This is a genomic window from Kocuria sp. NPDC057446 (genome assembly GCF_042802875.1).
GTDB lineage: Bacteria > Actinomycetota > Actinomycetes > Actinomycetales > Micrococcaceae > Kocuria.
The window spans coordinates 1-12,683 of sequence record NZ_JBHVDI010000113.1 but is presented as its reverse complement, the minus strand read 5'-3'; the positions used below and the strand labels follow the sequence as shown (position 1 = coordinate 12,683).

At 75.2% G+C, this 12,683-nt stretch carries 11 protein-coding genes; 2 read left to right on the top strand and 9 right to left on the bottom strand.

The genetic code is table 11. The annotated features are described in order from the left end of the window. Positions 1 to 33: 33 nt before the first annotated feature. The 7 genes from ACFU0Y_RS13185 to ACFU0Y_RS13155 all read right to left on the bottom strand — a co-directional run bounded on the left by ACFU0Y_RS13185 (position 34) and on the right by ACFU0Y_RS13155 (position 7,019). Positions 34 to 471 (bottom strand): pyridoxamine 5'-phosphate oxidase family protein, encoded by a 438-nt coding sequence (locus ACFU0Y_RS13185; RefSeq protein WP_380214983.1) that lies wholly within the window; start codon positions 469 to 471, stop codon positions 34 to 36. A gap of 93 nt (positions 472 to 564) precedes the next feature. Beyond that, positions 565 to 2,217, bottom strand: coding sequence for a methyltransferase (locus tag ACFU0Y_RS13180; protein WP_380214982.1), 1,653 nt, complete (start codon positions 2,215 to 2,217; stop codon positions 565 to 567). Then, positions 2,214 to 3,200 (bottom strand): rhodanese-related sulfurtransferase, encoded by a 987-nt coding sequence (locus tag ACFU0Y_RS13175; RefSeq protein ID WP_380214981.1) that lies wholly within the window; start codon positions 3,198 to 3,200, stop codon positions 2,214 to 2,216. The genes ACFU0Y_RS13180 and ACFU0Y_RS13175 overlap by 4 nt, the downstream gene beginning before the upstream one ends. A gap of 86 nt (positions 3,201 to 3,286) precedes the next feature. After that, positions 3,287 to 3,739: a pyridoxamine 5'-phosphate oxidase family protein gene (locus ACFU0Y_RS13170; protein WP_380214980.1), complete on the bottom strand. Its 453-nt coding sequence runs from the start codon at positions 3,737 to 3,739 to the stop codon at positions 3,287 to 3,289. Between the two features lie 105 nt (positions 3,740 to 3,844). Continuing rightward, positions 3,845 to 5,104, bottom strand: coding sequence for a galactokinase (gene galK / locus ACFU0Y_RS13165; protein ID WP_380214979.1), 1,260 nt, complete (start codon positions 5,102 to 5,104; stop codon positions 3,845 to 3,847). After that, complete coding sequence (gene galT, locus ACFU0Y_RS13160) at positions 5,101 to 6,237, bottom strand: galactose-1-phosphate uridylyltransferase (protein WP_380214978.1); 1,137 nt, start codon at positions 6,235 to 6,237, stop codon at positions 5,101 to 5,103. The genes galK and galT overlap by 4 nt, the downstream gene beginning before the upstream one ends. Further along, on the bottom strand, positions 6,234 to 7,019 hold the full coding sequence (locus ACFU0Y_RS13155; RefSeq protein ID WP_380214977.1) for a DeoR/GlpR family DNA-binding transcription regulator: 786 nt from the start codon (positions 7,017 to 7,019) through the stop codon (positions 6,234 to 6,236). Before ACFU0Y_RS13155 ends, galT begins: the two co-directional genes overlap by 4 nt. Before the next feature lie 262 nt (positions 7,020 to 7,281). Between ACFU0Y_RS13155 and ACFU0Y_RS13150 the strand changes: the two genes are divergently transcribed. Continuing rightward, the gene (locus tag ACFU0Y_RS13150; protein ID WP_380214976.1) at positions 7,282 to 9,081 is read left to right on the top strand and encodes an alpha-glucosidase; all 1,800 of its coding nucleotides are present in this window, start codon (positions 7,282 to 7,284) and stop codon (positions 9,079 to 9,081) included. A 121-nt stretch (positions 9,082 to 9,202) separates the two neighbouring features. Beyond that, positions 9,203 to 11,545, top strand: coding sequence for a DEAD/DEAH box helicase (locus ACFU0Y_RS13145; protein WP_380214975.1), 2,343 nt, complete (start codon positions 9,203 to 9,205; stop codon positions 11,543 to 11,545). A gap of 4 nt (positions 11,546 to 11,549) precedes the next feature. Here ACFU0Y_RS13145 and ACFU0Y_RS13140 read toward each other — a convergent pair whose 3' ends face one another. Continuing rightward, positions 11,550 to 11,975 (bottom strand): Rv3654c family TadE-like protein, encoded by a 426-nt coding sequence (locus ACFU0Y_RS13140; RefSeq protein WP_380214974.1) that lies wholly within the window; start codon positions 11,973 to 11,975, stop codon positions 11,550 to 11,552. Beyond that, on the bottom strand, positions 11,968 to 12,339 hold the full coding sequence (locus ACFU0Y_RS13135; RefSeq protein ID WP_380214973.1) for a TadE family type IV pilus minor pilin: 372 nt from the start codon (positions 12,337 to 12,339) through the stop codon (positions 11,968 to 11,970). Before ACFU0Y_RS13135 ends, ACFU0Y_RS13140 begins: the two co-directional genes overlap by 8 nt. Positions 12,340 to 12,683: the final 344 nt, after the last annotated feature.

The following is a 12,683-nucleotide window of genomic DNA, read 5'->3' as shown; positions in this document are numbered from 1 at the left end:
GGGCCGCCCGGGGCGGGCGTCCCCGGGCCGCGCTCAGGAGGGGAAGCGCTCGGGCTCGTCGCCGATCGTGAACTCCCGGCCCGTGGCGTGCTCCACGTCGATGACCACGAAGTTGTACTTCAGCGTGGGAGCCCAGGGCCGGAGCGGCAGCTCCTCCGCGGCGTCGATCTCCGCGCGCGTCTCGAGCCGGCGGGCCTTGCCGTGGACCACCACGGAGCGCACCACGTTGTCGTCCGAGACCTCGTCGATCTCGAAGGCCACCTGGTCGTTGACGATGAGGCTCGAGAGCTTGGATCCCTGGGCGGTGCGGAAGTACAGCTTGCGCTGGTGCACCACGTAGTTCACCGGGAAGATGTCCACGAGGCCGGCGGCCTCGACGGCCAGGCGGCCGAAGGGGTGCTGCTCGAGGAGCTGCCAGACGGTGTCCTTGTCGAGGGTCTTGATGGGGTTCAGGTTGTCTCCGATGCTCATGCCACCATCCTCCCACCCCCGCCGCCGCGGCGGCGCCTGCTCATCCGCCCACAACGGCCCGGCCCGCGGCGGCGCTCAGACCCGCGGCGGCGCTCAGACCGCCTGCGGCTCCGGCGGGACCAGGAAGCCGTCGAGCACCAGGTGGCGGACCTCCTCGGTCAGCCGCTGCCGCTCCTCGCCCGCCCAGTCCAGCAGGGCGGCGAGCGCGCCGAGGATCTGCCGGGCGCTGAGCTCGCCGTCGCAGGCCCCGGCGAAGCCCGCGGCCTCGCTCGAGAGCACCACGGTCCGGCGCAGCCCCGCCCCCTGCCGGAGCAGGATCACCCCGGGGTGCTCCGCGCCGGGGCGCTGGTGGCGCTCCTCGGTGACGTCCTCGGGGACCACGAGCCGGGAGTCCAGCCAGTCCTCGGGGTGCGCGGCGAGCCAGTCGGCCCGCTCCCAGGTGGCGGCGAGGGCGGGGGCCAGCGGCTGCTGGACCGGGTGGGGGACGTGCTCGAAACGGCGCAGCGCGCCCCCGGGCCGGTCCCCGGCGGGGCGGCGGAACCGGATCATCCCGAAGCCCACGGCCTCGACGCCGCGGTCGGCGAAGTCCGCCAGGTAGGCGCGGTAGGCGCGCTCGTAGTGCTCGAGGTCGCGGGACTCCGCCGCGTCCCGCAGCCACGTCTCGGCGTACTCCTCCGGGCCGGTCAGCTCGCGCTGCACGAACCAGGCGTCGACGTCCTCGGGCACCCACCGCTCGGGCCGCAGCGACCAGCGCTCGGCGGCCGGCCGCTCGTCCCCGGGCGGCGGGGCGAGCACCTCCCAGTTGCCGAGCAGGTGGGCGGTGGCCCCGGGGGCCATGACCCCGGGCAGCCCCCGCACGAGGTCGGCCACGATCCGGTCCCCCGGCAGGCCTCCGTCCCGGTAGGTGTAGCGCTCCTGCGGTGTCTCGCCGGCGGGGCGCGGGGTGATGACGAACGGCGGGTTGGACACCACGAGGTCGAACCGCTCGCCGCGCACGGGCTCCAGCAGGGACCCGGTCCGCAGGCTGACACGGTCCTCGAGGCGGTCGGGGTCGATGCCCAGGGCCCGGGCGTTGAGCAGCAGGTTGAAGCGGGTGAAGCCCAGGGCCCGGTCCGAGACGTCGGTGGCGGTCACGTGCCCCGCGTGGGCGAGCAGGTGGAACGTCTGGATGCCGCAGCCGGTGCCCAGGTCCAGGGCCCGGCCCACCCGGCGGCGGTCCGTCGTCTGGGCCAGCGTCAGGGACGCCTGACCGATGCCCAGCACGTGGTCGCGGCGCAGCACGCCGGGCCGCTGGGACTCGCCCAGGTCGCTGGCCACGTAGAGCTCCGTGCCGTCGTCGGAGGCGTGCGGGCGCAGGTCCACGGTGGAGCGCAGCCCGCCGCCCGTCTCCTCGGCCAGGCCCAGTCCCACGAGCTGCTCCGGGCGCACCGGGGCGGGCTCGAGGGCCTCCGGGGGAACGGTGCGGCCGAGCAGGAACAGGGTGACGACGCCGGCGAGACCCCGGTCCGGGTGCCCGGGCGTGCCGAGGGCGGGCTCGAGCACCCGCAGGGCGGGCACCGCCTGGTCCCGCGCGAGCGCGTCCATGGCGGCCGCACCCAGCAGCTCGGCCACGCGGTCGTGGGTGAAGCCCGTCCGGCGCAGGGCGTCGTGCAGTGCGGCCAGGGCCCGCGGGTCGTCGGATACGGGCGTGCCGGGGACCCGGGAGAAGGCCGGCGCCGGGGAGGGCCCGGGGGCGGCCGGACTCATGCGACGCCCGTCGGGGCCGGCACGGGTGCCGGGGCGGGCCAGGAGCGGACCGGGACGTCGTCGTCGTCGACGGGGACGGGGACGGGCTCGGTCGCCGGGGCGGTCCCGCACCCGGCCGGGCACGTGAGCCGCGGGTGCGCCTCGTGGCAGGCCGGGCAGGCGAGCACCAGGGCGCGGCAGGAGGGGTCCGCGCAGTTGACGAAGCGGTTCGCGGGGCCGGCGCAGCGGTCGCAGCGCCCGATGGTCACCGCGGCCGGCGTGAACGGCACGTGCATGCGCCGGTCGAAGACGTACAGGGAGCCCTCCCACAGCCCCCGGTCCCCGCGCTCGCGCCCGTACTCGGCGATGCCGCCCTCGAGCTGGTAGACCTCCTCGAAGCCGCGGCGGCGCATCAGCGCGGAGAGCACCTCGCAGCGGATCCCGCCGGTGCAGTAGGTGACCACGGGACGGGTCTTGAGGTGGTCGTACTTCCCGGAGTCCAGCTCGGCCACGAAGTCCCGGGTGTGCGCCACGTCCGGGACCACGGCCCCGCGGAAGCGCCCGATCCGGGCCTCGTGGGCGTTGCGGCCGTCGAAGAACACGACCTCCTCGCCGCGGCGGGCCACGAGCTCGTCCACCTCGGCGGGGGCCAGGCGGGTGCCGCCGCCGACCACGCCGTGCTCGTCGACCTCCAGCTCCCCGGGCGCGCCGAAGGACACGAGCTCGTCGCGGACCTTGACCGACAGCCGCGGGAAGTCCTCGGCCGAGCCGTCGGACCACTTGAGGACCGTGTCCCGGAAGCCGGGGTAGGAGCGGGTGGTCCGGGCGTACTGCTTGAGCGCCCCGATCTCACCGCCCACGGTGGCGTTGAGCCCGTGCGGGGAGACGATGATGCGCCCGCGCAGGCCGAGGCCCTCGCACAGGGCGCGCTGCCAGAGCATCACGGCCGTGGGGTCGGGGAGCGGGGTGAAGACGTAGTGCAGGAGGATCCGGTGCTGTGCCACGGACCCAGGCTACAAGCGCGGCGGGGCGTCCGGCGCCGCCGGCCCGAGTCCCGGTGCCCCCCGGCCCGTCAGCGGCCTCAGCGGCCTCAGTGGCCCAGGCGGAACACGCGGCCGGTGACCTTCGTGGGGGTCACCTCGACGTACTCGAGCTTGGTGGTCCCGACCCACGGCCGCAGCGGAAGCTCGTCCACCCGTGCGGTCTCCTCCGGATCGATCAGCCGGCGGGCCGTGCCGCGCACCATCACGGACCACGCCTCACCGCCCTGCGCGTGGTCGACCTGCACGGCGACGTTCTCGTTGAGCACCAGGTGCAGCAGCTTGGTGCCCCGGGCGGTGCGGAAGTAGATCTTCCCGTCGTCGGCCACGACGTTGATGGGGGTGATCTCGATCTCGTCGCCGTCCATGGTGGCGATCCGGCCGAAGCGCGCGCTGCAGAGGTGCTCCCAGCACTGCTCCGGGGTCAGTTCCGTGACCGGGGGCCGGTCCGCCCGGGCCTCCTTATCGGGGTTGCGCCCGGAGATGTCCATGGGGTTGCTCATGCGGTCATTCTGGCACGCGGCCCCGGCCGGGGTGGGGTGTGTCACGTTCGTGACCGGTGGCACGAGGACGGTGGCACGGCGACGGCGGCACGGGGACGGCCGCGCTCACCGCACCCGGCCGGCACCCTCGCCCGGCACGACGACGAAGACCTCCGGCGCCCGGTGCCCCAGCTCCGCGAAGGCCTCCACGACGGCGCCCCGGACCAGGTCCGCCCGCACCTCCGGCACGAGGGCGATCGCGGAGCCGCCGAAGCCCCCGCCGGTCATCCGCGCGCCGACCGCCCCGGCGGCGAGGGCGGTGTCGACCGCGAGGTCGAGCTCGGGGCAGGAGATCTCGTAGTCGTCCCGCATCGAGGCGTGGGAGGCGACCAGCAGCTCCCCGATGCCGCGGACGTCCCCGGCCCGCAGCCGTGCGACGGTGTCCAGGACCCGGCGGTTCTCGCTGAGCACGTGCCGGACCCGGCGGGCGGTCTCCTCGTCCAGTCCGGTCAGGTCGGCCTGCTCCGGGACGTCGCGCAGCGAGGCGGCCCCGAGGGCGGCGGCCCCCCGCTCGCAGGAGGCGCGCCGGGCGCCGTAGCCGCCGTCGGCGTGGGAGTGGGCCACCCTGGTGTCGATGACCAGCACCGTCAGCCCGTGCCGGCCGAGCGGCAGCGGCACCAGCTCGGCCGCCTGGCTGCGGCAGTCCAGGAACAGCGCGGCCCCGGCACGGCCCCGCAGCGAGGCCGACTGGTCCATGATGCCGGTGGGCGCCCCGACGAACTCGTTCTCCGCCCGCTGCGTCAGCCGCGCCATCTCCGGCCCGTCCAGGCCCAGGTCCAGCAGGTCGTTCAGCGCCACGACGGTGGCGACCTCCACGGCGTGGGACGAGGACAGGCCCGCGCCCACGGGGACGGTGGAGTCCAGCAGCAGCTCGAATCCGGGCACCTCCACCCCGTCGAGACCGGCGAGCACGTGCACCACACCGGCCGGATAGGCCCCCCAGCCGCCGACCGACCCGGGGGCGAGCCCGGGGATCCGGAACCTGGCCCGGGACAGCCCTCCCCCGTCGGGGGCGTACGTGGAGGCCAGGTCGACGACGTGGCGCCCGGTCGCGTCCTCGTCCTGCCCGGCCGGCCGCTCCTGCTCCGCGGCCCGGCGCAGCCGGACCGCGACCAGCGCCGAGCGGTCGATGGCGAAGGGCAGCACGAAGCCGTCGTTGTAGTCGGTGTGCTCCCCGATGAGGTTCACCCGTCCCGGGGCGCGCCACACCCCGTCCGGGGCGTGCCCGTAGACCTCGGCGAACCGGCGGGAGAGCTCCTGCGCCCGGGCGGCGTCGTCCGGACCTGTCCGGCGAGCGGGCTGCCGGGGGGTCTGCGGTCCGGTCATCGTGCGGCCTCCCTCAGGCGTGCGGCGGTCTGCTCGGCGGTGACGTCGTTGATGAACGCCCCCATCGCGGCCTCGGAGCCGGCCAGGAACTTCAGCTTGTCCTCGGCCCGCCGGGGGCTGGTCAGCTGCAGGTGCAGCCGGCCGGCCTCCCGGTCGGCGGTCGTGAGCGGGGTCTGGTGCCAGGCGGCGATGTAGGGGGTCGGCGTGCCGTAGAGCCGGTCCACGCGCTGGACCAGGTCCTGGTACACCACCGCCAGCTCGTCCCGCTCCTCCCCCGTGAGGGCGGCCAGGTCCGGGACCTGGCGGTGCGGGACCAGGTGGACCTCCAGCGGCCACCGCGCCGCGTAGGGCACGTAGGCCGAGAAGTGCTCGCCGGCCAGCACCATGCGGTCCCCGGCCGCGGTCTCGTCGGCCAGCACCTCGCCCATCAGCGCCCGCCCCGTGTGCTCCAGGTGCGCCCTCGAGCGGGCGGCCAGCCGGGCCGCGTGCGGCGCCGGATAGGGGTAGGCGTAGATCTGCCCGTGCGGGTGGTGCAGGGTCACCCCGATCTGCTCCCCCCGGTTCTCGAACGGGAAGACGTGCCGGATGCCCTCGAGCGCGGACAGCGCCGCGGTGCGCTGGGCCCAGGCCTCCACCACCGTGCGCGCCCGCTCCGGGGCCAGGGACGCGAAGGAGCCCTGGTGCTCCGGGGTGAACACCACCACCTCGCACCGCCCCACGGCCGGGGACGGGGCCCCCCACAGGGACCGCTCCCCCACCTGCCGCGGGTCCGGCAGCTCGGCCAGCCCCGGGCCCAGCGAGGGGAACCGGTTCTCGAAGACGACGACGTCGAAGTCCTCCGCCGGGATCTCGGACTCCCGCCCGCCCACGGACGGGCACAGCGGGCACTGGTCGGCCGGGGGCAGGTAGGTGCGGGCCTGCCGGTGGGCGGCCACCGCCACCCACTCCCCCGTCAGCCGGTCGAAGCGCACCTCTCCGCCGCCGGACCGGGCGTCCAGGGGCCGGCGGTCCGCCACGTGCTCCACGGGCGGGGTGCCGCGGTCGGAGAAGAACACGGCCTCCCGCCCGTCGGCCAGGTGGTGGGTCCGGTGCGCGACGGTCCGGGCGCGTCCGGTGGGCGGGGGCAGTGTCATCGGACGGGCTCCAGTCGCAGATCGGGGACGTCGTGGCTCAGGGTCTCGCGGTCCGCGGCGTCCAGACCGTCGTCGGTCACGACGGCGTCCACCTCCTCGAGACCGGCGATGCGGTGGAGGCCGGACAGGCCCCACTTCGTGGAGTCGGCCAGGACCACGCTGCGATCGCAGCGCTGGAGGAAGAGCCGGTTCATCTCGGCCTCCATCATGTTCGGGGTGGTCAGCCCGTCACGGTGGCTGATCCCGTGCACGCCCAGGAAGCCCAGGTCCACGTGCAGGGTGCGCAGGGCCGCCGTGGCCAGCGGGCCCACGAGGGCGTCCGAGGGGGTGCGCACCCCGCCGGTGAGGACCACGGTCTGGCCCGTGGCCGGCGCGTCCTGGAGCACGTCGGCGATGCGCGGGGAGTTCGTCACCACCGTGATCTCGGGAATCCGCCGCAGGGCGCGGGCCAGGGCGAAGGTGGTGGTGCCGGAGTTCAGCGAGACGGACATCCCCGGGGCCACCATCGTCTCCGCGGCGGCGGCGATGGCCGCCTTCTCCGGCAGCTGCAGCGCGGACTTGTGGGCGAAGCCCGGCTCGGCCGCGGAGGAGCCCGCCGGCAGCTTCGCCCCGCCGTGCACCTTCTGCAGCTCCCCGTCCCGGGCCAGCCGGTCCAGGTCCCGGCGCACCGTCATGTCGGACACGCCCAGCTCGGCCACCAGGTCGGCGACCCGCACGGCGCCGGCCGCGCGGACGCGGTCGAGGATCTCCCGGCGTCGGCGGTCGGGAAGCAGATCGGACATCGGTTCTCCTGGGTCGTCGGGCCGGCCCCGGCAGCAGGCCGGAACGGGCGGAGAGCATCGGGCACCCGATGTTCATTTGAACACATTTCGTGTGGAATAGTGTCGCCCTTCCTCCGGGATCGGCGGTGTCGCCGCAGGACGCCTTTCACGCAGACTGGTCGGGTATCGAGACCGGCCGCCCCGATGCGGCGGCACCGGCACCGGGAGGTGCCGCTGTCCGCCGTCGGCCGGTCATCTCCGGCGTCACCCGAGGAGCAGCCACATGAGCACCGAGCACCAGCAGCAGGACATCACCGCGCAGCGGCCCGGCACCGGCAGCGGTACGGGTGGCGCCCCGGCGTGGTGGACCGATGCGGTGGTCTACCAGATCTATCCCCGGTCCTTCGCCGACTCCGACGGCGACGGGATCGGCGACCTCGGCGGGATCCTCGCCCACCTGGACCACCTCCAGGACCTGGGGGTGGACGTGATCTGGCTCTCGCCGATCTACTCCTCCCCGCAGGACGACAACGGCTACGACATCAGCGACTACCAGGACATCGACCCGGTCTTCGGCACGCTCGAGCAGTTCGACGAGCTGCTGGCCGCCGTCCACGCGAAGGGCATGAAGCTGGTGATGGACCTGGTGGTCAACCACACCTCCGACGAGCACCCCTGGTTCGTCGAGTCCCGCTCCTCCCCCGACTCGCCGAAACGCGACTGGTACTGGTGGCGGTCCCCCCGCCCGGGGATGGAGGCCGGCGCGCCGGGGGCGGAGCCGACGAACTGGCGCAGCTTCTTCTCGGGCTCCACCTGGGAGCTGGATGAGGCCTCCGGGGAGTACTACCTGCACCTGTTCTCCCGCAAGCAGCCGGACCTCAACTGGGAGAACCCCCAGGTGCGGGCGGCGGTGCACACCATGATGCGCTGGTGGCTGGACCGCGGGGTGGACGGCTTCCGCATGGACGTGATCAACATGATCAGCAAGGACGTGGCCGAGGACGGGCACCTGCACGACGGGCCGCCGGTGGACGGCACGCCCTGGGGCGACGGCTCCGCGTCCTACCTGTGCGGTCCCCGGATCCACGAGTTCCTCCAGGAGATGCACCGGGAGGTCTTCGCCGGCCGGGACGCGGAGCTCATCACCGTCGGCGAGATGCCCGGGGTCACCGTGGAGGAAGCCGCACTGTTCACCGACCCGGCCCGGGCCGAGGTGGACATGGTCTTCCAGTTCGAGCACGTGGGCCTCGACCACGGCCCCGGCGGCAAGTTCGACCCGAGACCGCTGCGGTTGACGGATCTGAAGGCCTCGCTGGGCCGGTGGCAGGAGGGCCTGGAGGAGCTCGGCTGGAACTCCCTGTACTGGAACAACCACGACCAGCCCCGCGCGGTCTCCCGCTTCGGCGACGACTCCCCTGCGCACCGGGTGACCTCGGCGACGTGCCTGGCCACGCTGCTGCACCTGCACCGCGGCACCCCCTACGTGTACCAGGGCGAGGAGCTGGGCATGACCAACGCCCCGTTCGAGACGATCGAGGACTTCCGCGACATCGAGTCGGTCAACCACTACCGCCACGCCGTGGCCGCCGGCGCGGACCCGGATACCGTGCTGGAGGGCTTGCGCTGGTCGGGCCGGGACAACGCCCGCACCCCGGTCCAGTGGACCGGCGGGGCGCACGCCGGCTTCAGCACCGGCACCCCGTGGATCGCGGTCAACCCCAACCACGACGAGGTCAACGCCGAGACCGCCCGGGCCGAGCCGCACTCGGTGTTCCACCACTACCGCCGCCTCATCGAGCTGCGGCACACCGAGCCCGTCGTCGCACTGGGGGACTTCACCATGCTGGTCCCCCACCACGAGCAGCTCTACGCCTTCACCCGGCGGCTGGGCGGGACGGAGCTGCTGGTGCTCGCCAACGTCTCCGGGGAGCAGGTCCGCACCGACCTGCCCGAGGGCTGGGCCGGCACCGAGGTGCTGATCGGCAACCTCCCCGACGCCGTGGCCCCCGGCGCGCAGGGGCTGCTGCGGCCGTGGGAGGCCCGCGTCCACCGGCGGGTCCACGGCACCGCGGCGCAGGACTGAGGCACCCCGCCGGGGCGCGGCGGGGACGCGGCGGGCCGGTGCCGGGCACCGCCGCCGCGAGGACCCACGGGGCGGACGGCACGCAGGAGACCCCCGGGGTGGGCGGTGGCACAATGAACCGGTGCCGTCCTCCGACCACGACTCCCTGATCCCCCTGCTCGGCCGCGGCGACGCGCCGGAGCAGGTGCGTCACGTCCGGGAGATCCCCGACCGGGACGCCGTGACGGCGCCGTGGCCCGAGCACCTGCACCCGGACGTGGTCGCGGCCTACGCACGCCTCGGCGTGCACGCACCGTACCTGCACCAGGTCCAGGCGGTGCTGGCCCCGCGGCACGTGGTGGTCGCCACGGGGACGGCCTCCGGGAAGTCCCTCGCCTACCAGGCGCCCGTGGCCGACGCGGTGCACCGCGGCCGGCTCGCCGCCCTGGCGAACCCCGGCATGATCCACCACCCGGACGAGGCCACCGCCCTCTACCTGTCCCCCACCAAGGCGCTCGCCGCCGACCAGCTCAAGGGCCTGGCGGCGCTCGGCCTGCCGACCCTGCGCGCCGCGACCTACGACGGCGACACCGACCCCGCGGAGCGCCGGTGGGTCCGGGACCACGCCGACGTGGTGCTGTGCAATCCGGACATGCTGCACTACGGGGTGCTGCCCAACCACGCGCGCTGGTCCCGGTTCTTCCGCCGCCTGAAGTACGTGGTGGTGGACGAGGCGCACTCCTACCGGGGCGTCTTCGGCTCGCACGTGGCCAACCTGATGCGCAGGCTGCGCCGGATCTGCCGCCTCTACGGCGCGGACCCGGTGTTCATCGGGGCGTCCGCGACGTCCTTCGAGCCGCACGCCTCCTTCGCCCGCCTCGTGGGCGTCCCCGAGGCCGAGGTGACGCCGGTGACCACGGACTTCTCCCCGCACGGACCGGTCACCGTGGTGCTGTGGGAGCCGGAGCAGGCGGACGGCGGCGGTGAGAACGACGCCCCGGTCCGCCGCACCGCCCTGGCCGAGACCGCCGACATGCTCACCGACCTGGTGCTCCGGCAGGTCCGCACCATCGCGTTCATCAAGTCCCGCCGCGGCGCCGAGACGATCGCCCAGATCGCCCACCGCCAGCTGCAGGAGGTCGACCCCTCGCTGGCCCACCGGGTGGCGGCCTACCGCTCCGGGTTCCTCCCCGAGGAGCGCCGGGAGCTCGAGGAGGCCCTGCGGGACGGACGGCTGCTGGGGATCGCCAGCACGTCCGCGCTGGAGCTCGGCATCGACGTGGCCGGGCTGGACGCCGTCGTCGTGGCGGGATGGCCCGGCACCCGGGCGTCCTTCTTCCAGCAGATCGGCCGGGCGGGCCGGGCGGGGCAGGAGGCCCTGGCGGCCTTCGTGGCCGGTGACGACCCCCTCGACACGTACCTCGTGAACCACCCGGAGGCGATCTTCGACGTGGACGTCGAGGCCACCGTCTTCGACCCCTCCAATCCCTACGTGCTGGCCCCGCACCTGTGCGCGGCCGCGGCGGAGCAGCCGCTGCGCGCGGAGGAGGTCGACGGCTTCGGGCCCGCCGCGGCGGAGGTGCTCGACTCGCTCGTGGCGAGCGGGCACCTGCGCCGCCGGCCGACCGGCTGGTTCTGGACGCACCCCCAGTCCGCGGCGGGCATGGTGTCGCTGCGCTCGGACGGCGGCGGGCCGATCCGGATCATCGAGACGGACACCGGCGCGGTGCTCGGCACGATGGACTCCCCCCAGTCCCACTACCAGGCCCACCCGGGGGCCGTGTACGTGCACCAGGGCCGGACCTACATCGTGGACGAGCTCGACGAGGCGGGATCGGTCGCCACCGTGACGCGGGCACAGCCCGACTTCTACACCACCGCACGCGACCTCACGCAGGTGAGCGTGGTGGCCGAGGAACGCTCGGAGCGCTGGGGGGCGGTGACCGTGCACTTCGGCCGCGTCCAGGTCACCACGAAGGTGGTCTCGTTCCAGCGCAAGGCCGTGATCTCCAACGAGGTGCTGGGCGAGGAGCCCCTCGACCTCGAGGCCCGGGACCTGTTCACGAAGTCCGTGTGGTTCACCGTCCCGGGCCCTGTGCTGACCGGCGCGGGGGTCGAGGAGCCCGACGTCCCCGGGTCCCTGCACGCGGCCGAGCACGCCGCGATCGGTCTGCTGCCGCTCGTGGCCTCGTGCGACCGGTGGGACGTGGGCGGGCTCTCGACCGCGCTGCACGCCGACACGGGGCTGCCCACGGTCTTCGTCTACGACGGTCACCCGGGCGGTGCGGGGTTCGCGGAGCGCGGCTACGGCACGGCGGTCGCGTGGCTGCGGGCCACCCGGGAGGCGATCTCCTCGTGCGAGTGCGAGCACGGGTGCCCGTCCTGCGTGCAGTCGCCGAAGTGCGGCAACCGCAACAACCCGCTGGACAAGGGCGGGGCGGTCCGGCTGATCGACGCGGTGCTGCAGGACGCCCCCCGCCCCTGATCCGTCACGGGCCTCCGGCGGCCTCCGGCGGCCCGGCGCGGGACACCCCGCGGGCCGGCCCGAGGCGGGCGAGCGGCCCGTCGAGGGCCACGGCGGTGCGCACGTCCACGACGACGCGCTCTGGTTCCACGAGCGCGCACCCATCGAGCCCCGCCCCGTTCTCCCGGGCCACGCGCTCGGCGGTGCCGCACGGGTCGCCGGCCACGAGCCCCCGGGCGGTGTCCGCGGCGGCGAGCGCCGCGAGGTCGGCGGCCTTGCCGGCCCGGTGGGTGGCGATCCCCGCCTGGGCGAGCAGCAGCACGGTGACGAGCAGCACGCCCAGCACCAGGGTGAGCGTCAGCGCGTGCACCGTGCCGCTCCCCCGGTCGCCGTCGCCGGGCCCGCGGCGGCCGCACCGGCCCGGGGCACCGTGCGCCGTGGGCTCAGCCACCGTTGCCTCCGGCGGCGCCGGCCCCCTCCGTCGCGGCGGAGGCGTCCGCGCGCAGCTCCCAGCCGCCCCAGGTGCCGAGGACGCCGGGGGCCGGTCCCGTGACGGTGACCGTGGCCGTTCCCGCGTCCCCGCCCAGGCGGACGGCGGCGTCCTCCCCGGCCACGCGCAGCGCCGTGGAGCGGACCACGGCGGCGCTCTCGCCGCGGGCGGCGGCCCGGGCCGACGCCCGCGCGGCCTCCTCGTAGCGGATCAGGGTCATCCCGGCCGCGGCGGCCGCCAGGAGCACGGCCAGGAGCAGCACGAGGGCGGGCAGGAGCACGGCCGTCTCCGCGGTGACGGCGCCGTGGTCGGCAGGCAGTGGCACCGGCCGCGGCCGCGGCGCGGGACGGGACCGGGGACCGGGCGGGGCCCACGGCCCGGCAGCGGAACGGGTGCCGGGACGCGCGCCGGAGAGGCGGGATCGGGAGCGGGGGCGGTGCACCGGACGGCGGCGGCAACGGCACCGGGGCCGGCACGTGGTGCGGCGGCGGGGACGGACGGCGGGCATGGCGTGCTCCTCACGCGGCGTGGCGGGCAGCCGCTCGGGTCGGCGGTCGGGTCGGCGGTCGGGTGGGCGGTCGGGTGGGCCGGGGAGGCCTTGTCGGCGGGCCCGCGATGCCGGCGCCGGCACCGCGGGCCCGGTCTCTTATACACAACTGACGCGGCCGA

Excerpts from the sequence above, each read along its gene's own strand:
- ACFU0Y_RS13185 (WP_380214983.1), bottom strand. The coding sequence starts at position 471 with ATGAGCATCGGAGACAACCTGAACCCCATCAAGACCCTCGACAAGGAC.
- ACFU0Y_RS13180 (WP_380214982.1), bottom strand. The coding sequence starts at position 2,217 with ATGAGTCCGGCCGCCCCCGGGCCCTCCCCGGCGCCGGCCTTCTCCCGG.
- ACFU0Y_RS13170 (WP_380214980.1), bottom strand. The coding sequence starts at position 3,739 with ATGAGCAACCCCATGGACATCTCCGGGCGCAACCCCGATAAGGAGGCC.
- galK (WP_380214979.1), bottom strand. The coding sequence starts at position 5,104 with ATGACCGGACCGCAGACCCCCCGGCAGCCCGCTCGCCGGACAGGTCCG.
- galT (WP_380214978.1), bottom strand. The coding sequence starts at position 6,237 with ATGACACTGCCCCCGCCCACCGGACGCGCCCGGACCGTCGCGCACCGG.
- ACFU0Y_RS13155 (WP_380214977.1), bottom strand. The coding sequence starts at position 7,019 with ATGTCCGATCTGCTTCCCGACCGCCGACGCCGGGAGATCCTCGACCGC.
- ACFU0Y_RS13150 (WP_380214976.1), top strand. The coding sequence starts at position 7,282 with ATGAGCACCGAGCACCAGCAGCAGGACATCACCGCGCAGCGGCCCGGC.